Below are 22909 nucleotides of genomic sequence, written 5' to 3' on the forward strand. Positions count from 1 at the left end.
GGGCGCCGAGTACGGCGAGGTCCGCTGGGACACGGCCTGGGAGTTGCCGGGCAGCTGCGAGGGCTGCCCGTCCCGGCCCCGGTGCAGGGACGCGCCGGGCAGGCCGCCGTACTGGTCGAGGTAGCTCGGCGCCCAGACGATCCCCTTCACCTCGCGGGCGATCTTGTCGTCCACGCCGTCGGTCACCTGCGTGACGAGGAACGACGGGGACCGGTCGCCGAGCTTGCGGAGCGCCTCGTCGCGCATGTGCAGCACGGGCCCGGCGAGGCTCTGCCGGCTCGCGACGGTGAAGTCCCAAGCGAGGTGGAGGCCGTCGCGGCCCACGCCGTTCGCCTGGAGCGCGGCCAGGGTCTTCTGCGCGGCCCGCTGCCGCGCGGCGAGCGGGTCGCCGGACGGCAGGTCCGGCCCGAGGATCTTGGCGAACGCCGCGTTCGGCCCGATCGGGTTCCCGGACGCGTCGCGCAGGTTCCGCAGCGCGACCGCGTAGTGGTGGCCCTCACGGAAGTTCTTCGCCGGACGGACGATCAGCGCCTTCCGGTCATCGGGCGCGTTCGCGTCCAGCTCCGCCCAGTACGGCCAGCGCTCGCCGGTCGCGGTGTCCACGATGACGATCGGCGCGTCCGCGCGCAGCGACGCGCCGATGTCGGTGATCGGCGCGGCCCCGGTGCGGGCCAGGTCGACGCCGGGCACCCGGGCGAGCAGCGGGGAACCGGGGGAGAAGCCGTCCGCGCGGTTCCACTCGGCGGGCGCCACGGGCAGCCCCAGCGCGTTCTTGATCGTCGTCTGCAGGTGGACGCGGCGGCCCGTGGCGGTGCCGCCGTCCGGCACCGTGTACCAGTCGCTCGGGAACGGCAGCAGGCAGGCGGCGGGGTCGATCGGGTCGCAGCCGTCGCCGGTCCCGGCCGCGGCGGGCGGCGCCGGCGGGACGGTCAGCAGGGCGAGGGCCGCGGCGATCGCCGCGAGGGCCGCCAGGGTGCGCTGGGGGAGACGCACGTCCACCTCCGGATGATCGCGGCGTGTAGCGGGATCTTGGTCTCACCGGAGGCCGAGGTCAAGGGGCGTCCGAAGGTGGCCATCGCGTTTCGCGGCCCGTTTGGCGGCGGAGGTGGGCCCGTAGGAGCGCAGCACGACGGGTGCCCCGAGCGCGTCCTCGACCGTCGCGACGGCGTCGCCGAGCGGCGCGTAGACGGGGCGGGCCCGCAGGAGGCGGCGGGTGAGGGCGGCCTGGCGGTCCAGGTCGGGCGGCCCGGTCTCCAGCCGCTCGACCCGCGCGCCGTCGATCTCGTACGCGCGCGCGACACGCAGATCGGGACGCGCCCCCGCGACGTCCAGATGCGTGACCGCCAGGCCGTCCGCGCCGCCCGCCGCGTCCAGCGCGTACCGGAGCGCGACCGCGTCGAGGTGGCCGACCCGGAACGCGCCCTGCCACGGGCCCGTGCCGTTGTGCCGGTCGGGGAGGCCGGCGGTCAGCGCCGGGTCCTCGGTGACGAACGGGCCCGGCCCGTGCCGGGTCGCGTACGCGCGCAGCACCCCGAGCCGCGTCGCGGACGCGCCCGCCTCCGCCAGCAGCGTCTCGGCGTTGGCGAACGTCGTCGTCGACCAGGTCGTGTACGGGTGGAAGCCGTGCCACTCGTCCAGCAGGACGCCCTGCGCCCCCTCGAACACCGCCGTGCCGCCGCGCAGCGGGCCGTGCAGGTGATCGCCGCCGACGATCGCGACCCGCTCCCCGAACGCGGCGAAGGCGGCGGCGCAGGCGTCCACGTCCGGGACGCCGGGGCCGCCGGGGAACGCGTCGCGGTACCAGTCGCGGACGGCGGCCAGCCGGCGCCGCAGCCGCGCGGGCTCCAGGCAGTCGCCCGCGCGGGGCGCGTCGGCGTGCGCGAGCGCGTAGGACGCCGTCTCGCCGATGCCCATGCCGCACGACCCGTGCCGGGCCGCGCCGCGCGCGGTCTCCCGCGCGCGGTTGGCGGCCCGGTGGTACGGCGTCGTCAGCGGCGCGTCCCGGTCGACGGTGAGCCGGTCGAGCGCGTCGCCGACGCCGAGGGACCGCAGGTGGTCGGCCTCGGCGGCGAGGGCGAGCGGGTCGACCAGCATGAACCGCGACAGGTGCGTGCGCACGCCCGGCGTGAACGTCCCGGAGCCGAACTGGGCGAACGTGTGGTGCCGCCCGTCGCCGGCGACGACGTTGTGCGCCGCCTGCGCGCCGCCGTTGAACCGGACGACCACGTCCACGGGGCGGGTCGCGCAGAGGTGATCGACGACCGTGCCCTTGCCCGCGTCCCCGAAGCCGAGGTCGACGACGATCACATGGTCCACGGGTCAGAGCCGGGTCGTCGCGGACGGGCCCGAGGCGTCCAGTCCCGGCGGCGCGGCCGACACCGCGACCGGCGCGCGGGACGCCTCCAGCGGGGCGAGGGCCCGCGACACCGACGCGCCGGCGTCCGACCCGGCCTCGGCGAGGTGCTCCAGGCCCTCGCCGAGGTCGATGGCGTCCTCGGCGAGCCCGACGGTCAGCGCGATCGTCTCGCACACCGCGTCCAGGTCGTCCAGGTAGAGGACGTTCTGGCCGAGGAGTTCCCGCCAGAAGTCCGTCAGCTCCCGGCTGCCGGAGTGGTAGGCGCCCTCGGGGATGATGAAGTACACGTCGTACCTGCGCTGCAGCTCCCGGACGATCGCGGCGACCGGGACGTCCTCGTCCGGCTCCCCGCCGATGACCTTGGCGATCTCGCGCCGCTTCGCCTTCGGGTAGGCGAGCTCGTCGCCGATCATGAACAGGTAGCCGCGCTTCCCGCGCTTGTCGAAGCAGTCGATCGCGGTGTGCCGGGCCATGAAGTACATCGCCAGCTCGTACGACTCGCGCATCTGGCCGCCGCCCCCGCCTTCGAGGAGGATCTTGCCGAGGTCGTCGTCCATCCGGTTGTCGGCCTCGAACTGGCCGATCTGCAGCGGCGCCCGGTCGCAGGTGGCGTCGCCGACGGCGCCGAACAGGATGTGCGGGTGCTCGACGTAGCCCTTGCGCAGCAGCAGCCCGAGCAGGTCGGGGAGCTTGGTCTGCAGCGTCCGGGGGACCGTCCCCATCGACCCGGTCACGTCGAACAGGACGCCGATCGCGAGCGACTCGGGGTGGTCGGCGGAGTCCCGGCTCTCCCGGACCGTCACGCCGGACGGGTCGAGGTCGGGGTGGACGGCGGTGGCGCCGCCGTCGGAGTAGGCGAACGCGCTCGCGCCGGTGGACGCGCGGTAGCTCGCTCGGGCGGCGTAGACGTCGGTGGACCAGTGTCCGCTTCCCATGGCGGTCTTCTCCTTCAGCGGGGGGTGGGCAGGTGGAACGGGCGGAAGCGCCGCGGGCCGTAGAGCCGCTCCAGCAGCTCGTCCAGTTCGGCCAGCAGCCGCCAGGCGTCGGACGGGCGCCGGTTCTGCGCGGGCAGCGTGCAGCCGCGCGCGAACGAGCGCATCGCCGGGGGCGCCTTGTCGCCCATCAGGTGCGTCATGCACCGGGTGGCCATGAAGATGTCGGTGGCCGGGCTCGCCGGGCGCCGCCCCGGCACCTCCGGCGGGTACCAGCCGGCGTACCGGCCGACCATCGCGGGGACGCGCCCCGACCCGTCGACGTGCGCGTAGGAGCCGGGCACCGAGTGGCACCAGCCGGCGAGGACCAGGCCGTGCTCCTCCGGGTGGATCAGCACGTGCTCGGGGAGCACCGCGCCGTGCAGCACGCCCGCGCGGTGCGCGAACCCGAGCCCGACGAGCAGCCGCCGCCACATCCAGGCGGCGTCGCGCGGGTCGACGCCGTCCGGGAACGCCGCCCGGACCTCGGCCAGGCTGCGGAACCCGTCCAGCGCGCCGATCACGTTGACCTGCCGCTGGACGCCGGTGGCCGCGTCCCGGTGCCGGAACGACTCGACCAGGCGCGGGACGTAGGGCAGGAACTTCCCGTCGCCGTCCTTGGGGAGCTGGCGCAGCGCCACCGCCTCGCGCTCGATCAGGTCGCCGTCGCGCGGGTCGCGCGGCATCTTCAGCAGCACCTCGCGGCCGGTCCCGGTGCGGGCCGGGTACAGCTCCGCGAGGTCGCCGCCGATCGGGTCGCCGTGCAGCCGGTATGCGTGGCGGCGAGTGCTGATCAGGGTCCCGTCGGCGCTGTGGCGGGCCCGCCACAGGTCGTTCAGCCGGATGAACGCCTCGCGGGTGCGGCCGCCGGTCGCGTCCGGGTGGACGAGCCGCGCCAGCGCCCGGTAGCGCCGCGCCGCCTCCGCCTCGTCCGCGCCGAACAGGTCGGCCGGGACGCGCGCCCGGTCCAGCCGCGCCAGCGCGTCGTCCAGGGCCCGCGTCATCTGATCTCCTCCTCCCGGCTGGGCCGCAGCAGGGCGGGGTGCAGGAGGCGGGCGTCGCCGGCCCGGTAGAGCCGGGGGCGGGGCCCGCCGCGCCGGCCGCCGCGGTCGGAGGTGGCGCCGGTGCCCTCCACGAAGCCGGGCACCGACAGGACCTTCCGGTGGAAGTTGCCGGCGTGCAGCTCCTCGCCCCACACCGCCTCGTAGACCGAGCGCAGCTCCGGGATCGTGAACTCGCCGCCGCAGAAGGCCGTCGCGAGCGGGGTGTACTCCAGCTTCCCGCGCGCCCGCTCCAGGCCGTCGGCGAGGATCCGCGCGTGGTCGAACGCCAGCCTGCGGGTGGTGCCGGGGCGCTGGTCGCCGGACTCGGTGAGGCCGAGCGCGTCGACCGGGACCCACGCCGCGTCGGCCGCGTCGCCGCCGGCCTCCGGGTCGGGCAGCTCCGGCGCGAACGCCAGGTGGGCGACGGAGATGACGCGCATCCGCGGGTCGCGGCCGGGAGAGCCGTAGGTGCCGAGCTGCTCCAGGTGCACCCGGCCGAGGACGCCGCCCTTGGCGCTGAGCCCGGTCTCCTCGGCCAGCTCGCGGACGGCCGCGTCGGACAGGTCCTCGGCGTCGGCGCCCTGCAGCGGCCCGCCCGCCTGGACGAACCCGCCCGGCAGCGCCCACATGCCCGCGTACGGGGGGTGCCCGCGCCGGACCAGCAGGACGTGCAGGGCGCCGTCCCGGATGGTCAGCGCCACCACGTCCACCGTCACGGCGACCGGGTCGTAGTCGCGCGGGTCGTAGTCGGCGAGGAACGCTTCCTCGCCGCGCCTCGGTTCCGGGGTCATCCGCGGGCCTCCCGTCGGTCTCCGAGTGAGTATGTCTCAGAGTGAGTAAGTCTCAGAGTGAGTTCATCTCGTAGTGAGAATAACATAGCCCGGACGGGTCCCGTTGTCCAGAGCGGGTGCCGAGACGCGAAGCGGGCGCCTCCCCGGGTGGGGGGCGGCGCCCGCTGCGTTCGGCGGAACTTCACAAAGACGAAGTCAGCGGCGGTGCCGGCCGCCGGGCGGCTCCTCGTCGTGCTCCCCGTACTCGGCGGGGCCATACGGCCCGGACCCGTAGGGGCCGGACGCGTACGGGTCCGGCTCGGTCCCGAACGGGTCGCCCGGCTGCCCGGGACCGTACGGCCCCGCGGGGTGCGGCCCGGACGGCCGCGCGAGGTCGTCCCGGTCGTAGCGCTCGGGCGGGCGGCCCCCGGCCGGGTGCGGGTCCCGGGAGAACTGGCCGCCCGGCTGCCGCGCGGTCGAGTACCGGCCCGTCGGGTAGGGGCTCTCCGGCGCCCCGGGCCGCCGCGCGCCGGGCTCGTACGGGGGCGCCCCGAACGGGCCGCTCTCGTACGGGCCGCTCTCGTAAGGAGCGTGCTCGGCCAGCCCGGCCGGGACCACGCCCGGCGGCAGCGCCCCGGGCGGCGGCGCGGCGCCCAGCGCGGCGGCGACCGAGCGGTCCGGCGGCGGCGCGTCCAGCAGCAGCTTCATCTGGCTCTTGCGGCGCCCGTAGAGCAGGTACAGCACAAGGCCGACCGCCATCCAGATAGCGAAGTACGCCCAGGTCTGGACCTTGAGGTTCAGCATCAGCCAGCCGACCGCGAGGATCGTCACGATCACCACCAGCGGCGCCGCCGGCATCCGGAACGGCCGGTGCAGGTCGGGCTGGGAGTGGCGCAGCGCGAGGACCGCGGCGGCGACGAACAGGAACGCGAACAGCGTGCCGATCACGACGAGCTGCTCCAGCGTCAGCACGTCGATGGTCTGCGACATGACGACCGCCGCGCCGCCGGCGAGCAGCGTGGCGCGGGAGGGCACCTTGTAGCGGCTCATCGCGGCGAGCGGGCGCGGCAGCAGCCCGTCCCGGGCCATCGAGAACACCACCCGGGTCAGGCTGATCATCACCACCAGGATGACGGTGGTCAGCGCGAGCACCGCGCCGACATCGACGATCTTGCCCATCGCGCCCGCGCCGGCCCCGTCGAACGCGGCGGCGAGCAGCAGCTTGTCGGGGTCGAGCTTGGCGAAGCCGTCCATCCCGACCATGCCGACCAGGGCGATCGCCACCGCCGCGTACAGCACGATCGCGGTGAGCAGGGCGGTGAGGATGCCGCGCGGCACCTTGCGGGGCGCGTCGTCGGTCTCCTCCGAGGCGGTCGCGATGAGGTCGAACCCGATGTAGGCGAACGCGATGGCGGGCGCCGCCGCGAACAGGCCCCACACGCCGAACACGTGCGGGGTGCCGCCGCCGAACGCGCCGAGCACGGCGTCCAGCACCGTCTGGTCGCCCTCCGGCGCGGGCTTGGCGGGCGGGACGAACGGGGTGAGGTTGCCGGCGTCGAAGAACTTCAGGCAGGTGGCGATGACGAGGCCGATGACGATGACCTTGGCCATCACCATGTACCACAGCGTCTTCAGGCTCAGCCGGCTGCCGGTGGCGAGCATCAGCACGACCAGCAGCAGGATGCCGAGGGCCAGCACGTCCGGCCCCTTCACCTGGCCGATCAGGTCGCCGAGCGCGCCCGGTATCGGCACCCCGAAGTCGTGCAGCGCCTGCGTGGCGTAGAGCGACCACACCCGCGCGAGCACCGACGCGGCCAGCAGCAGCTCCATGACCAGCGCCCAGCCGACGACCCACGCCCAGACCTCGCCGAACGCGACGTAGCTGAAGGAGTAGGCGCTGCCCGCCACCGGGATGATCGAGGACAGCTCGGCGAACGCCAGCGCGGCCAGCACGCAGACGCCGCCCGCGATGAGGAAGGAGACGAGCACGCCGGGGCCGGCGGTCGAGCTGGCCTGCTCCCCGGCGATCTTGAAGATGCCGGAGCCGATCATCACGCCGAGGCCGAGCACGACGAGGTCGCGGGTCCGGTAGACCACGCGGAGCCGGTGCCGCCCGCCGTAGAGCCGGCCGGTGGCCTGTTCCACCGGCAGCCGGCGGAACATGTTGTTGCGCATGCGCATGTCCCAGGTCCTAGGTTGTCCCGCCGGCCCGGGGGCCGGGCCGGGGGTGCTGAACCCGCGCCGCTGTTCGCGAGGTGATGGCTTGTCGAAGTCCCTAAGAATTCACCACGTATGGGGATAATCGCAACGTTTTCGTCGGGTCGGTTGTCGTCTCGTCGTTGTCGCATCCTGCCAAACCGCAGGTCCGCGACGTGCCGTGGCGGCGTCCGCACGCTCGGCGCTCGATTCCCGAATCCCTTTCTAATGGACCGTTCCGTGGCGAAAGGCCCTGATTTCTCAGGGGGAAAGCGCTTACGATCTTTCTCCGCGCCGCGTCCGGGCCCGGCCGGTGCGGACGGTGGCGCCCCGCGAAGATCGGTGGCACCGTAGGGACGCCGCGTTCGACTGGAGGTCCGGTGTTCCGCTCCCCATCGCCCTCGAAGCCGTCCGATCCCGCCCAGCCCGCCGACCCCGTACGGCCGTCCGGTCCCGTGCGGCCGGTGCGCGTGCGCGTCCGGCGCCGCACGCCGCTCGCCGCCGCGCTCACCGCCGTGCTGACCGCCGCCGCGGCGCTGACCGTGCCGGGCGCCGCCGTCGCCGCGCCCGTCCCCGCGCCGGGCCCGCACGCCGGGCCGCCGCAGAAGCCGGTCAAACAGCCGGTCGCCACCGGCTACGGCGGCGCCGTGTCGACCGTCGACCTCGACGCCAGCAAGGCGGCCCTGGACGTCCTCAAGCACGGCGGCAACGCGATGGACGCGGCCGTCGCCGCCGGTGCCGCGCTCGGCGTCACCGAGCCGTACGTCTCCGCGATCGGAGGCGGCGGCTACATCACCTACTACGACGCACGCACGCGCAGCGTCCACGCCATCGACGGCCGCGAGTTCGCGCCCGCGCGGATGAAGGAGGACTCCTTCATCGACCCGGCGACGGGCAAGCCGCTCCCGTTCGACCAGGCCGTCACCAGCGGGCTCGGCGTCGGCGTGCCCGGCACCCTCGCGCAGTGGGACCTCGCGCTGCGCCGGTTCGGCAGCCGCGACCTCGGCGCCCTGCTGCGCCCGGCGATCAGGCTCGCCGACCGCGGCTTCGTCGTCGACCGGGAGTTCCACGACCAGACGGCGGTCAACGAGGCGCGCTTCCGCGACATCGTCCCCACCCGGAAGCTGTTCCTGCCCGGCGGGAAGGTGCCCGAGGTCGGCTCGGTGTTCCGCAACCCCGACCTCGCCGACACCTACCGGCAGCTTGCGAAGCGCGGCACCGGCTGGTTCTACGAGGGCGGGCTCGGCAAGGAGATCGCCCGGACCGTCGCGCGGCCGCCCGTCGACCCCGCGGCGAGCCGCACCGTGCGCCCCGGGCTGATGGAGCCCGCCGACCTCGCCGCCTACCGCGCGGTGCCGCGCCGGCCCACCCACGTCCCCTACCGGGGGATGGACGTGTACGGCATGCCGCCGTCGTCGTCCGGCGGCTCCACGGTGGGGGAGGCGCTCAACATCCTGGGCAACTTCCGCCTCGACGCCCGCGACCCCGTCACCGCCCTGCACTACTACCTGGAGGCGTCCAAGCTCGCCTACGCCGACCGCGGCCGCTACGTGGGCGACGCCGACAAGGTGGACGTGCCGCTGGACGAGCTGCTGTCCACCGGGTTCGCCCGCGAGCGCGCCTGCCTGATCGCGCCGGACCGGGCCGCGCCCGCGCCCGTCGCGCCCGGCTCCCCGGACGGGAGCTACGCGCCGTGCGTCCCGCCCGGCACCCAGACCCGCGCGCTGGCGTTCGAGGGCCCGCAGACCACCCACCTCGTCACCGCCGACAAGTGGGGGAACGTCGCGTCCTACACGGTGTCGATCGAGCAGTTCGGCGGCAGCGGCATCACCGTCCCCGGCCGGGGCTTCCTGCTGAACAACGAGCTGACCGACTTCTCCTTCCAGCCGCCGGCGCCGGGCCAGGCGCCCGACCCGAACCTGCCGGGGCCGCGCAAGCGCCCGCGCAGCAGCATGTCCCCGACGCTCGTGCTCGAGGACGGCCGGCCGCGGCTCGCGCTCGGCACGCCCGGCGGGTCGACGATCATCACGACCGTGCTGCAGATCCTGGTGAACCGCATCGACCTCGGCATGGACCTGCCCACCGCCCTGGCCGCGCCCCGCGCGACGCAGCGCAACACCCCCTACGTCTACGCCGAGCCCGCGTTCATCGACCGGTACGGCCGCGACCTCGCCGCGCGGGGCCACCGCCTGGAGCCGTTCCCCGGCCCGCCGGCGGGCGTGATCGGCGCCGCGACGGGGCTGGAGTTCCTGCGGCCCGGCCTCGTGCAGGCGGTGGCGGAGCCGGCGCGGCGGGGCGGCGGCAGCGCGCTGGTCGTCCGGCCGGCCCGGTGACCGCCGCGCGGCCGGAACGCGGGGCGTGCGCGGGCGGCGAGCGGGAAGGAGTCGTGCCATGGCGCACTCTTACGTGCAGGTGACGACCACGACCGACTCCCGCGCCGAGGCCGCCGAGCTGGCCCGGTCGGCGGTCGCCGAGCGGCTCGCCGCCTGCGCCCAGCTGGTCGGCCCGATCGCGAGCACCTACTGGTGGGAGGGCGAGATCGAGTCGGCGGAGGAGTGGATGGTGCTGTTCAAGACCTCCGCCGACCGCTTCGACGAGCTGGCCTCGCTGATCACCGAGGGCCATTCCTACGACACCCCGGAGATCATCGCGACGCCGGTGGTGGCGGGCAGCATGGACTACCTCGCCTGGATCACCGAGCAGACCGAGCCCGGCGCGCGCGACGAGGCCGTCGAGGACCCCGCCGACGACTGACCGCTGGACCGTGTGACCTGCGCCATGGCAGGGTAAGTTCTTGTTTACCCTGGCCGGGGGTGTGCTCCCGGGCCGCGGCGGGACGGAAAGGCGGTCGACGTGCGCGAACTGGGCGAGGTGGGAACCGACCACGGGCTGTTCGGGCCGGGCTCGGTGACCTGGCGTGTCATGGGCGAGCCCGTGCTGCTGGTCGGCGGGATCCGGGCGCTGCTGCTGCAGGCCCTGCATCCGCGCTCCATGTGGGGGACCGCGCAGAACTCCGAGCTGATGGACCCCGCCGCCGCGTGGGCGCGGCTGACCCGGACGGTCGAGTTCGTCCGCGTCCGCACCTACGGGACGGAGGAGGAGGTCGAGCGGGTGGGCCGCCGCGTCCGCCGGCTGCACTCCAAGCTGACCGGGCTCGACATGCGCACCGGCGAGACGTTCCCGATCGACGACCCGGAGAACCTGCTCTGGGTCCACCTCGGCGAGGTCGACTCCTACCTCGACGTGGCGCGCCGCGCCGGCGTCCCGCTGACCGCCGAGGAGGCCGACACCTTCGTCGACGAGCAGCGCCGCGCCGCCGCCGTGGTGGGGCTCGACCCGGCGGACGTGCCCGGCACGGTCGCGGAGATGCGCGACTACTACGAGGAGATGCGGCGCCGGATCTGGGCGTGCCGGGAGGCCCGCGAGGGCCTGCGCCGGATGTTCAGCCCGGCCGTCCCGCGGAACCTGCTGCCGCTGAAGCTCGCCGCGCCCGCGATCGGCACGCTGACCGTCGCGACGCTGCCGCGCTGGGCGCGCCGCATGTACGGGCTGCCGGGGCTGCCGACGTCCGACCTGGCGGCGACGCTGACGCTGAAGGGCCTGTACCGCACGTCGCACGTCGTCCCGGAGCGGTACCGGTACTCGCCGGACGCCCGGCGGGCCAAGCAGCTCACGCGCGAGCACGAGGCGGGCCTGGCCACCTGGTCCATCGCGTCCTGACGGGTTCCGGCCGCGTCCTGACCGGTCGCCGGGGCGTCAGCCCATGGGCGGCGGCGCGCCCGCGCCGCCCTTCTCCGCGTCCTCCTCGGCATGGGCGCCGTGGCGCGGCAGCAGCAGCGCCGGGACGATCAGCAGCGCGGTGAGGATCAGCGCGACCCAGAACGTGCTGCCGAACGCGTCGGCGAGCTGCGGCGCGAGCCGCTCGCGGACCTGCGCGGGGATCGTGCCGACGCCGCCACCGCCGCCGCCCGCCTGCGGGATCCGGTCGCTGATCTCGCGGGACAGGATGACGGCCAGCAGCGCGGTCCCGACCGATCCGCCGAGCTGCATGATGATGTTCAGCGAGCTGCTGGCCCGCGACACCGCCTCGCGGCGGAGCGTCGTGAGCGCGGCCGACATCGTCGGCATCATCGTGCAGCCGAGGCCGAGGCCGCGCACGATGAGCGCGCCGCCGAGCAGCCAGTAGGACGTGCCCGCGTCCACCAGGGCGAACGGGATGGTGCCGAGCACCAGCAGCACGATGCCGACGGGGACGATCCGCCCGGCCCCGAACCGGTCGGTGACCACCCCGGCCAGCGGCATCGCGATCGCCGCGCCGACGCCCTGCGGGGCCAGCAGCAGGCCGGCGGCGAACGCGCCCTCGCCGTGCGCGGTCTGGTAGAAGAGCGGGATCAGCAGCATCGAGCCCATCAGCGCGATGCCGACGAGGAAGACCGCGACGGACGCGGTGGCGAACGTCCGGTCGGCGAACAGCCGCACGTCGATCAGCGAGCGCTCGCGGCGGCGCAGGCTGTGCAGCACGAACAGCGCCACCAGGACGGCGCCGGCGGCGAGCCAGCCGAGCGTGGTGGCGTTGCCGAAGCCGCCCTCCTTGCTCGCGGTGGACAGCCCGTAGATCAGCAGCGCGAACCCGGGCGGCAGCAGGGCCAGCCCGCGCAGGTCGAGCGCCGACTCGCCGTCGCCGCCGTGGCCGTGCGGCACCTTCCACCAGGCCAGCGCGAAGGCCAGCAGGCCGACCGGGACGTTGACGAAGAAGATCCAGCGCCAGTCGACGTCCTCGACCAGCCAGCCGCCGAGCACCGGGCCGAGGACGGGGCCGAGCAGCATCGGGACGCCGACGATGCTCATGATCCGGCCGAGCCGGCGCGGGCCGGCCGCCATCGTCAGGATGGCCATGCCGGTCGGCATCAGCATGCCGCCGCCGAGCCCCTGCACCACCCGGAAGACGATCAGCGACCCGATGTCCCACGCCGCGCCGGACAGCACCGACCCGGTCACGAACAGCACGATCGAGGTCAGCCACACGCGCCGCCCGCCGAACCGGTCGACGGCCCAGCCGGTGAGCGGGATGACGCTGCCCATGGCCAGCAGGTAGCCGGTGATGACCCACTGGATGGTGGACAGGTCGGTGGCGAAGTCGCGGCCGAGCGTCTCCAGCGCCACGTTGACGATCGTGGTGTCCAGGATCGCCATCACGGTGCCGGCCACGATCACGAGGCCGAGCACGATGGTCTGCCGGTCGAGCCGTTCGCCGCCGGGGCTGCCTGGCGGGGCCACCTTGGTGGACGGGCTTTCGGCCATGGTCGTCCCCCTTGCCTGAAGGTCCGGTACCCCCGAGTCCCCCGAACGCAAGATGTGAAACACCTTGAAGTTCAACATTTTGCAGTGCATCACGAAATGTGTTGAACTTCAAGGTATGTCCGAGGATCGCTTCTCCACCGACGCGCCCATCGACGCCGACCTGGAGACGATGGTCCAGCTCGTCACCCGGATGGTGCGCGGGATGAAGGGCGGGCACGGCGGGGCCGACGACCTCATCGAGCGGGTGCGGAAGGCCGGGCTCGGCCCCCGGCACGTGCCCGCGCTGATGCACCTCGTCCTGCACGGCCCGGCGCCCGTGGGCGTCCTCGCCCGGCGCATGGCGCTCAGCCCCGCCACGGTCAGCCAGCTCGTCGGGGAGCTGCAGCGCGGCGGCTTCGTCGAGCGGCGCCCGGACGAGCGGGACCGCCGGCGCATGATCGTCAGCCTGGGGGAGCCGCACCGCGCGGTGGTCGAGCGGTTCGCCCGGCGCCGGCTGAGCCCGCTGCGGGCGACGCTGGAGGCGCTGGCCCCGGACGAGCGGGCGGCCTTCCTGCACGGCTGGCGCGTCCTCGTCGAGAACCTGGAGGCGCACGGCCCGGCGGCCGGGACCGCCGAGACGGCCTGCGGGTGCCCGGGCGGTCACCGCCCGGGCCCGTGATCAGCCGCGGCGCATGAGCCGCCCGACGGCCGCCATCAGCTCGGTGGACATCGCGTCGCCCTTGCCCTCCTCGGCGCCCTCGGCCACGCAGTGCCGGACGTGCCCGTCCAGCAGGCCGAGCGCCACCTTGTCCAGCGCGGCCTGCACGGCGCTGATCTGGGTCAGGATGTCGATGCAGTAGCGGTCGTCCGCGACCATCCGGTCGATGCCGCGCACCTGGCCCTCGATCCGGGCCAGCCGGGTCTGCAGCTGGTCCTTGGTGGCGGTGTACCCGCGGGTGGGGGTCTCGCTGGTCGCCATTACCGTCCTCCGCAATCCTTCCGAGGGCGCACGCCCGGGTACCCCTGGGGGACATCCCCCAACAGGTACCTTATGCGCTGGCGGGGACTACGGCGCCGGGACGTTCCAGGCGCTGACGACCGGCTGGCCGTGCTCGGTGCCGAGCGCCGACAGCGTCCCGGTGCCGAGCGCGAACAGCCGCCCGAGGGCGGACTCCAGACCGAGCCGCCGCGCCGTCAGGACCCGCAGGAAGTGGCCGTGCGCGACGAGCACCACGTCGCCGTCCGCGAGCGACGGCTCCGCCTCGGCCAGCACCGCGTCCGCGCGTGCGCCGACCTGCTCGACGGTCTCGCCCGGATGGTCGGCGTCGCCGGGGACCACCCCGTCGTCCCACAGGAACCAGCCGGGCCGGCCCTCGCGGATCTCGGCCGAGGTGATCCCCTCGTAGCCTCCGTAGTCCCACTCCCACAGGTCGGGGTCGGTCTCGGCCGCCGTGAGCCCGGCCAGCTCCGCCGTCCGCCGCGCGCGCCGCGCCGGGCTGACGAGCGTCCGCGCGATCCGGCGCTCCTTCAGCGCCCCGCGCAGCGCCCGCGCCTGCTCCTCGCCCCGCGCGGTCAGCGGCACGTCCGTCAGCCCCGTATGCCGCCGCGCCCGGCTCCACTCCGTCTCCCCGTGCCGCACCAGCACCAGTTCGCCCATGGGGAACGGTCTACCCGGCGGGACGGCGCCCCGGAACCCCCGGCCGAGGGAACGGGCGGGGGAGAGAGTGGGGAGCCGGGTCAGTCGAGGAGGGAGGAGAGGGGCGTCCACGGCATCCCGTGCGCCTCGGCGACGTGGTCGTAGACCAGCTCGCCGGCGTGCACGTTGAGGCCGCGGGCCAGGGCGCCGTTCTCCCGCAGGGCGCGGTGCCAGCCCTTGTCGGCGATCTGGACGGCGTAGGGCAGTGTGACGCCGGTGAGTGCGTAGGTGGAGGTGTTCGGAACCGAGCCCGGCATGTTCGCGACGCAGTAGAAGATCGACTGGTGCACCCGGTAGGTCGGGTCGGCGTGCGTGGTGGGGCGGGAGTCCTCGAAGCAGCCGCCCTGGTCGATGGCGATGTCCACCAGCACGGACCCGGCCTTCATGCCCGCGACGAGGTCGTTGGAGATCAGCTTCGGCGCCCGCGCGCCGGGGATCAGCACGGCGCCGATCACGAGGTCGGCGGCGCGCGCCTCCCGCTCGACCGTGTAGGCGCTGGATACGAGGGTCCGCAGCCGGCCCTGGTAGATGGCGTCGATGTGGCGGAGGCGGTCGACGTTCACGTCCAGGACCGTCACGTCCGCGCCCATCCCGACGGCGATCTGCGCGGCGTTGAGGCCGGACACGCCGCCGCCGATGACGACGACCCTGGCCGGGGCGACGCCGGGCACGCCGCCCGGCAGCACGCCGCGCCCGCCGTTGGACGCCATCAGGTTGTAGGCGCCGACCTGCGGCGCGAGCCGCCCGGCGACCTCCGACATCGGGGCGAGCAGCGGCAGCGAGCGGTCGGGCAGTTGGACGGTCTCGTAGGCGATCGCGGTGACGCCGGCCGCCAGCAGCGCGTCGGTGCACTCGCGGGACGCGGCCAGGTGCAGGTAGGTGAACAGCACCTGGCCGGCGCGCAGCCGCGGGTACTCGGCCGCCACCGGCTCCTTGACCTTGAGGATCAGGTCGCCCTCGGCCCAGACCTCGTCCGGGCCGTCGACGATCTTGGCGCCCGCGGCGGCGTACTCCTCGTCGGGGATCGCCGACCCGCGGCCGGCGCCCCGCTCGACGAACACCTCGTGGCCGTGCCGGGTCAGCTCGTGCACGCCCGCCGGGGTGCTCGCCACCCGGTACTCGTGGTTCTTGATCTCTCGCGGCACACCGATCTTCACCGGGGGGCTCCTCCGTCAACGCTGACCAGGACCTGCGCCTCCAGCGTGCGGTCCGGAGGACGCCTCCGGCTACGAGCAGTGTGTCAAGGCATCGTCGCTTCCGCTGACACTCTGTAAAGCGGCCCTGGCGGCGGCCCGGCCCCGGTCACGGCTTGCGGGCGATGCCCCCGTACATCAGGCGCTGGCCGACGGTCAGCTCGTCCGGGACGTCCCCGTCGGGCCGCCACAGCGGCAGCGGGACGACGCCCGGGTCGAGCAGTTCCAGGCCGTCGAAGTAGCGGGTGATCTCCTCGGGCGTGCGGAACCGCCCGGTGCCGAGCAGCCCCTGGTACTGCTGCTCGGCGTCGACCGCCTCCTGGCTGGACGCGCAGAAGCTCGTGACGAACAGGTGGCTGCCGGACGGCACCGCGTCCATCAGCGTCTCGACGACGCCCTGCGGGTCCTCGTCGTCGTGCAGGTGGTGCAGGATGCCGACCAGCATGACGCCGACCGGCCGGTCGAAGTCGATCAGCCGCCGGACGTCCTCGTGCGCGAGGATCTTCGCCGGCTCGCGGACGTCGGCGGTGATCACCGTGGTGTCGGCGTTCTCGGCCAGCAGCGCCCGCCCGTGCGCGAGGACGATCGGGTCGTTGTCGACGTAGACCACCCGCGCGCCCGGCGCGACCGCCTGCGCGACCTGGTGGGTGTTCTGCACGGTCGGCAGCCCGGAGCCGAGGTCGAGGAACTGCCGCAGGCCCGCCTCCTCGGCCAGGTACCGCACGCCGCGGCCGAGGATGCCCCGGTTGTAGGCGGCGACGTCGTAGATCTCCGGGACGATCTTCACGATCTCGGCCACGAAGGCCCGGTCGACCTCGAAGTTGTCCTTGCCCCGCAGCACCACGTCGTAGGTCCGAGCGATGCTCGGCTTGGTGGTGTCGATCCCCAGGGACGCCCAGTCGTACTGATCTTCGGCCATGCCGTGCCCGCCTCGTGCCGCTGTTGAGTTCTCGCGCTGCCTGTGAGACCCGAGGGTCCGCCGCTGGCCAGGAGCGTAGGCGACCGATCACCTCCGCCGCCACGAAAGCGGTGAATGTTCACCGAAGTGATGCGGTCACGGGCGGACGGGGAGCCACTCGTCGGCGATCGCGACCGTCAGCTGCTCCAGCAGCGGCCCCGCCCTCCGGACGCGGCGCTCCTCGTCGGGCTCGATGTCGGCCAGCGCGTACGCGGCCTGGATGCGCGCCTTGCGGAGCTGCTCGCCGGTGAGCCCGCGCCGCCCGGCGACCGCGATGACCGGCGCGCCGGCGCGGGCGGCGGCCCGCGCCACCCCGATCGGCGCGGAGCCGCGCAGCGACCGGGTGTCCAGGACGCCCTCGCCGGTGACGACGAGCCGGGCGCCGCGGGCCCGGTCGGCGAAGCCCAGCAGGTCGAGGAGCAGCGCCGGACCTGGCTCGATCGTCGCGCCGAGGAAGGTGAGCGCGGCGAACCCGACGCCGCCGGACGTCCCGGCGCCGGGCAGGTCGCGGGCCGTCCGGCGGGCGGCCGCCTCCGCGAGGTCGGCCCAGCGGCGCAGCCCCGCGTCCAGCACCCGCACCTCCTCGCGGCCGGCGCCGCGGCGCGGGCCGTCCACGGCGGCGGCGCCGCCGCGGCCGAGCAGCGGCCCCGCGGAGTCGCCCGCCACCACCACCTCGACGCCGGACATGTCGGGCAGGCCGCGCAGGTCGAGGGCGTGCAGCGAGCGCAGCGCCGCGCCGCCGGGCGGCAGGTCCTTGCCGAGCGCGTCCAGCAGCCGCCCGCCGAGCCCCTGGACGAGGCCCGCGCCGCCGTCGGTGCAGGCGCCGCCGCCGAGCCCGAGCACGATCCGGCGGGCGCCGAGCCGCAGCGCGTGCCCGAGCAGCTGGCCGGTGCCGAGGCTGGACGCGGTGAGCGGGCGCGGCTTGCCGCCGGGCAGCCGGCGCAGCCCGGACGCCTCGGCCAGCTCCACCACCGCGCTGCGGTCGCGCACCGCCAGCCGCGCGGTGACCGGGCGGCCCGTCGGCCCGCACACCTCGACCTCGACCGCCCGCCAGCCGGCCGCCACCGCGGCCGCCACGGTGCCCTCGCCGCCGTCGGCGACGGGCAGCTCCACCAGCGGCACGTCCGGCCGGGCGCGGCGCAGCCCGGCCGCGAGGCGCCGCGCCGCCTGCGCCGCGGTCAGCGCTCCCGGGAACCTGTCAGGCGCCAGCAGGACGTGACCTGGCGGAGACGGACGGGGGGGAGAGTCCGCGGACACCACAGCCACGCCTTTCACGCCGGGGGGTAAGGCCCTACCTTCTGCTTACGCCATGACGGCACTATTTGACACCCGCGAGCGCGCCCGAGAGTCTCAAATGGTCGCAGAGCCGTGTTCTCCCGGAGTTCCGACGTCCGCTACCGCACGTCCAGCCACTGCTCGATCGGGTTGATCGCGAAGAAGACCAGGAACAGCACCACCACGGGCCACAGCCAGACCGACACCTCGCGGACCTTGCCCCGGGCGAGCTTGATCAGCGCGTAGCTGACCATGCCGCCGCCGATCCCGATGGTGATCGAGAACGTGAACGGCATCAGCACGATGGTGAGGAACGCCGGGATCGTGATCTCCAGGTCGTTCCAGTCCACCTTGGCGACCTGCGTCATCATCAGCGCGCCGACGACGACGAGCGCGGGCGCGGCGGCCTGCGCCGGGACCGTCGCGGCGAGCGGGGTGAGGAACAGCGTCACCGTGAACAGCGCGCCGGTGGCGATGTTGGCGAGGCCCGTCCGGGCGCCCTCGCCGACCCCGGCCGCCGACTCCACGAACACGGTGTTGGCGGACGAGCTGGTGATGCCGCCGAACGCGGCGGACAGGCCGTCCACCGACAGGATCCGGCCGAGCCGCGGCACCTCGCCCTTCTCGCTGACCAGGCCCGCCTCGTCGCTGATGCCGAGGATCGTGCCCATCGCGTCGAAGAAGCCCGACAGCACCAGGGTGAACAGCACGACCAGCGCGGTGATGACCCCGGCCCGGCCGAAGCCGCCGAACAGGTCGATCTCCCCGAAGAGCCCGAAGTCGGGCGCCGCGAACAGCTTCTCGGGCATGTTCGGGGTGACGATGCCCCAGCCGCCCTCCTTGATGGAGGCGTTCTCCTGGATGGCCACGGCCCCGATCGTCCCGGCGACGATGCTGATCAGGATGGCGCCCGGCACGCGCCGCACGTAGAGCACGATCATCAGCAGCAGGGTGAGCGCGAACACCAGCGTCGGCCACGTCGACAGGTGGCCGCCGGTGCCGAGCGACAGCGGCGGGCTCGTCGCGCTGGAGGTGACGAACCCCGAGTCGTAGAGGCCGACCAGCGCGATGAACGCGCCGATGCCGACCGCGATCGCGTGCTTGAGCGCCAGCGGGATCGAGTTCATGATCCGCTCGCGGATGCCGGTGAGCGCCAGCACCACGATGACCGCGCCCTCGATCACCACCAGGCCCATCGCCTGCGGCCAGGTCATCACCGGCGCCGCCTGGAACGCCACGACCGCGTTGATGCCGAGGCCCGCGGCGAGCGCCAGCGGCGCGTTGCCCACCAGGCCCATGATCACCGTGGTGACCGCGGCGGACAGCGCGGTCATCGTGGTCAGCTGCGGGATCGACAGCGTCGCGCCGGTGACGTCCTTCGCCCCGCCGAGGATGATCGGGTTCAGCAGGATGATGTAGGCCATCGCGAAGAACGTGGTGACGCCGCCGCGCAGCTCGCGCGCCACGGTGGTGCGCCGCCCGGTGAGGTCGAACAGCCGCTCCAGCGGCCCGCGCCCGCCCGCCGGCGGCGAATCGTCGGTCTTCGCGGTACTGATCTTGGACATGGCGGGCGCTCCGCTTTCCGCAGCGTGGATTCCGGCGGTCGGGGCCGGACTGGGCGTGCACAGAGTAGCCGCTGCGAACTTCGGAGCGTGACGAGGGTGAGGCGTCCGCTATAGCCTGCCCTGGTGCGAATGCGAGACTCGGTCGAACCGGCCGGGCGGGAGGTGCGGAACCGCCGCGCGGAGCCCTGCGCGGACTCGTGGCGGCGCAGCGCGACACGGCTGCACGTCCATGTGAACACGCTTCGGTACCGAATCCGGCGAATCGAGGACCTCACCGGCCGGGACCTCGGCACACTTGAGGATCGAGTCGACTTCTTCCTCGCCCTGCGCGCGACGCGGCCGGCGAGCTCCTTGTAGGCGGTGGCACAGATGGACCGGGAGACCCTGGGGCAGCGGATCCGCGCCCTGCGCATCCGGCAGGGCGTGAGCCAGGCGCAGCTCGCCTTCCCCGAGTTGTCCGACAGCTACATCTCGCTGATCGAGAGCGACAAGCGGGTGCCGGCCCCGAGCGTGGTCGAGCTGCTCGCGGCGAAGCTGAACTGCTCGGCGACCTACCTCGTCAGCGGCGTCAGCGAGGACGTCGTGGACGAGCTGCGCGTCACCCTCGACTACGCCGAGATCGCGCTGAGCAACGGCGCGGCGGCCGAGGCGCGGGCCCGGTTCGCCGAGGTCCTCGCGAGCGCCGACGCGGTCGCGCTGCCGGACATGCTGCACCAGGCCCGCTGGGGGCACGCCCTCGCGCTGGAGGCCGCGGGGGAGCTGGAGGGGGCGATCGCCGAGCTGACGGCGCTGACCGAGGAGGCCTCCGCCGAGGCCGACCTCGACCACTGGGCGAAGGTGCACGTCGCGCTGAGCCGCTGCCTGCGCGAGCGCGGCGACGTCAGCGCGGGCGTCGAAGCGGCCGAGACCGCGCTGCGCCACCTCATCGCGACCGGCGCCGACTCCACCGACGCGGCCGTGCACCTCGGCGCCGCGCTGCTCGCGGCGTTCATCGAGCGCGGCGACCTCGTCCGGGCCCGCCACCTCGCCGTCCAGCTCGTCGAGCGGGCCGAGCGGATCGGCAGCCCCCGGGCGCGGATGGTCGCCTACTGGGAGGCCGCCTACGTCGCGGAGATCCGCGGGGAGTACGAGGAGGGCGTCACGCTGGCCGAGCGGGCGCTGCTGCTGGCCGGCGACGGCGAGGACCCCCGCGACCTGAACCGGCTCCGCGTGATCTACGCCGGGCTGCTGCTGCGCGCCCGGCCCGACCAGGCCGCCCGCGCCCGCGAGCTGCTCGCCCGGGTGCGCGGCGAGATCAGCGCCAGCTCGTCCGGGGAGATCGACGTCGCCTGGTGCCTGACCGAGCTGGCCCGCGCCGAGACCGCGCTCGGCCGTCCCGCCGAGGCGGTGGCGCTCGCCGAGGAGGCCCTCGACCTGCTCGGGGACGCCCCGCGCCGGGCCACCGCCGGGGCGCTGACCGTGCTCGGCGAGGCGTCGGTGCGGCTCGGCCGCCGGGACCGCGCCGTCGAGGTGCTGACCCGGGCGGCGACCTGCCTGGAGGAGATGGAGTCCTCCCGGGAGGCCGCGCAGGCGTGGTTCGACCTCGCCGAGGTGCTGGCCGAGGCGGGCACCGCCGAGGAGACCCGGATGGCCGCCTACCGGCGCGCGCTCACCTGCGTCGGCGTGTGACCGGACCGGCCGGTCAGAGAACCGGCGTGTGATCGAACCGGCGCGGGCGGCGCGGCGTCCATAATGCTGCGAGTTGTCGGAGCTGGGGGGAGTCGCCGGTGTTCGGTGTCGTCCGGCCGTGCAGGCATGTCCTGTGCGGGTCGCTGTTCAAGGACTGGATGGCCCATCTGTGCGGGCTGTGCCTGACGCTGCGGGCCGAGCACGGCCAGGCCGCGCGGCTCGTCACCAACTACGACGGGCTCCTGGTGTCGGTGCTGGTCGAGGCGCAGGCGCCGGAGCTGTCGCCGCGCCGCAAGGCCGGGCCGTGCGCGCTGCGCGGGATGAAGACCGCCGAGGTCGTCACCGCGAAGGCGCAGGGCGCCCGGCTCGCCGCCGCCGCGTCGCTGCTGCTCGCGGCCGGTAAGACCCGCGACCACGTCGCGGACGGCGACGGGCCCTACGCGCGCCGCGCGGTCGCCGCCGCGGCGGGCCGGATGGCGGGCCGCTGGGACGCGGCCGGCGGCCGGACGGGCGCCGCGGTCGGCTTCGACCCGGCGGTGCTGCGCGACGCCGTCGCCCGCCAGCCCGCCCTGGAGGCGGCGCCCGGGCTCGGGCTGCTCGACCTCACCGAGCCGACCGAGACCGCCGTCGCGGCCGTGTTCGCGCACACCGCCGTCCTCGCGGGCCGGGAGGGCAACGCCGAGACCCTCGCCGAGGCCGGCCGCTTCTTCGGCCGCCTCGCGCACCTGCTCGACGCCGTCGAGGACCTCGCCCACGACCGCGCGGCGGGCGCCTACAACCCGCTCCTCGCCACCGGCACCTCCCTCGACGAGGCCCGCCGGCACGCCGACGGCGCGCTGCACGGGCTCCGCCTCGCCCTCGCCGACCTGGAACTGGAGCGGCCGCGGCTCGTCCGGGCCCTGCTGGACCGGGAGGTCGCCCGCTCGGTCGACCGCGCCTTCGCCGACCCGGAGAACCAGTCGAAGCACGGCCCCCGGCCGCCGCGCCCCGGCTGGCCCGTCCCGTGCTTCACCGGGGCGGCCGTGTGCGTGACCTGCGGTGTCTTCCAGCCCGAGTGGAGCGACCACCACGGCGACTCGTGCGGGGACCGCTGCTGGTGCACCCGGCACTGCGACGACGGCTGCTCCGACTGCTGCGAGTGCTGCAACTGCTGCGACTGCGACTGCGATTGCGACTGCTGCGACGGCTGCTGCTGCGACTGCAGCTGACCGTCCGTCCCGGGCCGGGCCACCGCCCGACCCGGGACGTGCCATCCCGGCGGGCTCAGTAGGGTAGACGAAGCCCTTCGACTCACTAGAGAACCCGGCCCTCCATGAACATCCGCAAGCCCCGCCGGGCCGCGCGACGCCTCGGCGCCGTCGCCGCCCTCGTCCTCGCCCTCGGCGCCGCCACCGCGACCCCCGCCCTGGCGCACACCCGCCTGGTGAGCAGCACGCCCGCCAAGGGCCAGTCCGCGCAGTCGGTCACCGAGGTCAAGCTCGTCTTCAGCGACCAGATCCGCATGGCGCAGGTGGTCGTCAAGGACGACCAGGACAAGACGTACCAGTCGGGCCCGGCCGAACGCTCCGGCACGACGGTGACGCAGAAGCTGACGGGGCCGCTGCCCGCCGGGTCCTACACGGTGGCCTACCGGGTCGTGGGCGAGGACGGGCACCCGATCGAGGGCGACGGCCTGGCGTTCACCGCCGCGGGCGGCGAGGCCGCGGCGCCGGCGCCGGCCACCGGCGGGGTCGGCGCCGAGCAGCAGACGGGCGACGCCGCCACCACCGACGAGCAGCCGCTCAAGGTCGACCAGGAGCAGGCCGCCGAGAAGGACTCCGGCTCCGGGACGGTCCTGTGGGTGCTGATCGTCGCCGGGCTCATGGTCGGCATCGGCGTCGGGGTGGGCATCGTGTACCGCGCCAAGCGCAAGCACCAGGCGGCGACCGGGAAGTGAAC

General features: G+C 74.6%; 19 protein-coding genes and 2 pseudogenes. 8 read left to right on the plus strand and 13 right to left on the minus strand.

All coding sequences use genetic code 11. The annotated features are described in order from the left end of the window. The 6 genes and pseudogenes from ETD96_RS09865 to ETD96_RS09890 all read right to left on the minus strand — a co-directional run. A pseudogene (locus tag ETD96_RS09865) lies at nucleotides 1-999 on the minus strand (hypothetical protein); the annotation flags it as partial. Nucleotides 1000-1035: 36 nt separating this feature from the next. Next, complete coding sequence (locus ETD96_RS09870; protein WP_138636007.1) at nucleotides 1036-2316, minus strand: adenylosuccinate synthetase; 1281 nt, start codon at nucleotides 2314-2316, stop codon at nucleotides 1036-1038. A 3-nt stretch (nucleotides 2317-2319) separates the two neighbouring features. Then, nucleotides 2320-3291 (minus strand): hypothetical protein, encoded by a 972-nt coding sequence (locus tag ETD96_RS09875; protein ID WP_138636008.1) that lies wholly within the window; start codon nucleotides 3289-3291, stop codon nucleotides 2320-2322. 14 nt (nucleotides 3292-3305) lie between these two features. After that, nucleotides 3306-4331, minus strand: a complete 1026-nt coding sequence (locus ETD96_RS09880) for a serine/threonine-protein kinase (protein WP_138636009.1) — start codon at nucleotides 4329-4331, stop codon at nucleotides 3306-3308. Then, nucleotides 4328-5161: an NUDIX hydrolase gene (locus ETD96_RS09885; RefSeq protein ID WP_138636010.1), complete on the minus strand. Its 834-nt coding sequence runs from the start codon at nucleotides 5159-5161 to the stop codon at nucleotides 4328-4330. Before ETD96_RS09885 ends, ETD96_RS09880 begins: the two co-directional genes overlap by 4 nt. A 195-nt stretch (nucleotides 5162-5356) precedes the next feature. Next, nucleotides 5357-7321 carry an amino acid permease gene (locus ETD96_RS09890; RefSeq protein WP_240807438.1) on the minus strand — a complete coding sequence of 655 codons (1965 nt, stop codon included), beginning with the start codon at nucleotides 7319-7321 and terminating at the stop codon, nucleotides 5357-5359. Nucleotides 7322-7800: 479 nt separating this feature from the next. Here ETD96_RS09890 and ggt point away from each other — a divergent pair, with 479 nt between their 5' ends. The 3 genes from ggt (at nucleotide 7801) to ETD96_RS09905 (ending at nucleotide 11056) form a co-directional block, all read left to right on the plus strand. Next, nucleotides 7801-9669 carry a gamma-glutamyltransferase gene (gene ggt, locus ETD96_RS09895; RefSeq protein ID WP_240807440.1) on the plus strand — a complete coding sequence of 623 codons (1869 nt, stop codon included), beginning with the start codon at nucleotides 7801-7803 and terminating at the stop codon, nucleotides 9667-9669. A 58-nt stretch (nucleotides 9670-9727) separates the two neighbouring features. Next, nucleotides 9728-10090 (plus strand): divalent-cation tolerance protein CutA, encoded by a 363-nt coding sequence (gene cutA, locus ETD96_RS09900; protein ID WP_138636011.1) that lies wholly within the window; start codon nucleotides 9728-9730, stop codon nucleotides 10088-10090. A gap of 99 nt (nucleotides 10091-10189) precedes the next feature. Further along, nucleotides 10190-11056 carry an oxygenase MpaB family protein gene (locus tag ETD96_RS09905; RefSeq protein WP_240807442.1) on the plus strand — a complete coding sequence of 289 codons (867 nt, stop codon included), beginning with the start codon at nucleotides 10190-10192 and terminating at the stop codon, nucleotides 11054-11056. 36 nt (nucleotides 11057-11092) lie between these two features. On the opposite strand, the gene ETD96_RS09910 is transcribed toward ETD96_RS09905, so the two are convergent. After that, nucleotides 11093-12637, minus strand: coding sequence for a DHA2 family efflux MFS transporter permease subunit (locus ETD96_RS09910; RefSeq protein ID WP_138636012.1), 1545 nt, complete (start codon nucleotides 12635-12637; stop codon nucleotides 11093-11095). Nucleotides 12638-12752: 115 nt separating this feature from the next. Between ETD96_RS09910 and ETD96_RS09915 the strand changes: the two genes are divergently transcribed. Further along, nucleotides 12753-13295: a MarR family winged helix-turn-helix transcriptional regulator gene (locus ETD96_RS09915; protein ID WP_240807444.1), complete on the plus strand. Its 543-nt coding sequence runs from the start codon at nucleotides 12753-12755 to the stop codon at nucleotides 13293-13295. On the opposite strand, the gene ETD96_RS09920 is transcribed toward ETD96_RS09915, so the two are convergent. From ETD96_RS09920 to ETD96_RS09945, 6 genes are all read right to left on the minus strand, one after another. Further along, nucleotides 13296-13595: a metal-sensitive transcriptional regulator gene (locus ETD96_RS09920; RefSeq protein WP_138636013.1), complete on the minus strand. Its 300-nt coding sequence runs from the start codon at nucleotides 13593-13595 to the stop codon at nucleotides 13296-13298. It lies immediately after the preceding gene. A gap of 87 nt (nucleotides 13596-13682) precedes the next feature. Beyond that, nucleotides 13683-14273: a histidine phosphatase family protein gene (locus tag ETD96_RS09925; RefSeq protein ID WP_138636014.1), complete on the minus strand. Its 591-nt coding sequence runs from the start codon at nucleotides 14271-14273 to the stop codon at nucleotides 13683-13685. Nucleotides 14274-14353: 80 nt separating this feature from the next. Further along, the gene (gene ald / locus ETD96_RS09930) at nucleotides 14354-15469 is read right to left on the minus strand and encodes an alanine dehydrogenase (RefSeq protein ID WP_138636015.1); all 1116 of its coding nucleotides are present in this window, start codon (nucleotides 15467-15469) and stop codon (nucleotides 14354-14356) included. A 145-nt stretch (nucleotides 15470-15614) separates the two neighbouring features. Beyond that, on the minus strand, nucleotides 15615-16424 hold the full coding sequence (locus ETD96_RS09935; protein WP_138636016.1) for an SAM-dependent methyltransferase: 810 nt from the start codon (nucleotides 16422-16424) through the stop codon (nucleotides 15615-15617). A gap of 135 nt (nucleotides 16425-16559) precedes the next feature. Then, entirely contained in the window at nucleotides 16560-17723 is a 1164-nt protein-coding gene (locus ETD96_RS09940; RefSeq protein ID WP_420884743.1) for a glycerate kinase, read from the minus strand. 134 nt (nucleotides 17724-17857) lie between these two features. After that, entirely contained in the window at nucleotides 17858-19303 is a 1446-nt protein-coding gene (locus ETD96_RS09945; protein ID WP_138636017.1) for an NCS2 family permease, read from the minus strand. 195 nt (nucleotides 19304-19498) lie between these two features. Between ETD96_RS09945 and ETD96_RS09950 the strand changes: the two are divergent. The 4 genes and pseudogenes from ETD96_RS09950 to ETD96_RS09965 all read left to right on the plus strand — a co-directional run. Continuing rightward, nucleotides 19499-19660 (plus strand): annotated as a pseudogene (locus tag ETD96_RS09950) (helix-turn-helix domain-containing protein); the annotation flags it as partial. A gap of 12 nt (nucleotides 19661-19672) precedes the next feature. Continuing rightward, nucleotides 19673-20971, plus strand: coding sequence for a helix-turn-helix domain-containing protein (locus tag ETD96_RS09955; RefSeq protein WP_138636018.1), 1299 nt, complete (start codon nucleotides 19673-19675; stop codon nucleotides 20969-20971). Nucleotides 20972-21069: 98 nt separating this feature from the next. Beyond that, nucleotides 21070-22179 (plus strand): DUF5685 family protein, encoded by a 1110-nt coding sequence (locus ETD96_RS09960; protein WP_138636019.1) that lies wholly within the window; start codon nucleotides 21070-21072, stop codon nucleotides 22177-22179. A 104-nt stretch (nucleotides 22180-22283) separates the two neighbouring features. Continuing rightward, nucleotides 22284-22907 (plus strand): copper resistance CopC family protein, encoded by a 624-nt coding sequence (locus tag ETD96_RS09965; protein ID WP_138636020.1) that lies wholly within the window; start codon nucleotides 22284-22286, stop codon nucleotides 22905-22907. Nucleotides 22908-22909: the final 2 nt, after the last annotated feature.

It is taken from the genome of Actinomadura geliboluensis (genome assembly GCF_005889745.1).
Lineage (GTDB): Bacteria > Actinomycetota > Actinomycetes > Streptosporangiales > Streptosporangiaceae > Spirillospora > Spirillospora geliboluensis.

Bases quoted from the DNA above. Each gene is read 5' to 3' on its own strand.
- ETD96_RS09955 (WP_138636018.1), top strand. From the start codon at position 19,673: ATGGACCGGGAGACCCTGGGGCAGCGGATCCGCGCCCTGCGCATCCGG.
- ETD96_RS09920 (WP_138636013.1), bottom strand. From the start codon at position 13,595: ATGGCGACCAGCGAGACCCCCACCCGCGGGTACACCGCCACCAAGGAC.
- ETD96_RS09910 (WP_138636012.1), bottom strand. From the start codon at position 12,637: ATGGCCGAAAGCCCGTCCACCAAGGTGGCCCCGCCAGGCAGCCCCGGC.
- ETD96_RS09915 (WP_240807444.1), top strand. From the start codon at position 12,753: ATGTCCGAGGATCGCTTCTCCACCGACGCGCCCATCGACGCCGACCTG.
- ETD96_RS09880 (WP_138636009.1), bottom strand. From the start codon at position 4,331: ATGACGCGGGCCCTGGACGACGCGCTGGCGCGGCTGGACCGGGCGCGC.
- ETD96_RS09925 (WP_138636014.1), bottom strand. From the start codon at position 14,273: ATGGGCGAACTGGTGCTGGTGCGGCACGGGGAGACGGAGTGGAGCCGG.
- ETD96_RS09875 (WP_138636008.1), bottom strand. From the start codon at position 3,291: ATGGGAAGCGGACACTGGTCCACCGACGTCTACGCCGCCCGAGCGAGC.
- ETD96_RS09890 (WP_240807438.1), bottom strand. From the start codon at position 7,321: ATGCGCATGCGCAACAACATGTTCCGCCGGCTGCCGGTGGAACAGGCC.
- ETD96_RS09965 (WP_138636020.1), top strand. From the start codon at position 22,284: ATGAACATCCGCAAGCCCCGCCGGGCCGCGCGACGCCTCGGCGCCGTC.
- ETD96_RS09945 (WP_138636017.1), bottom strand. From the start codon at position 19,303: ATGTCCAAGATCAGTACCGCGAAGACCGACGATTCGCCGCCGGCGGGC.
- cutA (WP_138636011.1), top strand. From the start codon at position 9,728: ATGGCGCACTCTTACGTGCAGGTGACGACCACGACCGACTCCCGCGCC.
- ETD96_RS09935 (WP_138636016.1), bottom strand. From the start codon at position 16,424: ATGGCCGAAGATCAGTACGACTGGGCGTCCCTGGGGATCGACACCACC.
- ETD96_RS09885 (WP_138636010.1), bottom strand. From the start codon at position 5,161: ATGACCCCGGAACCGAGGCGCGGCGAGGAAGCGTTCCTCGCCGACTAC.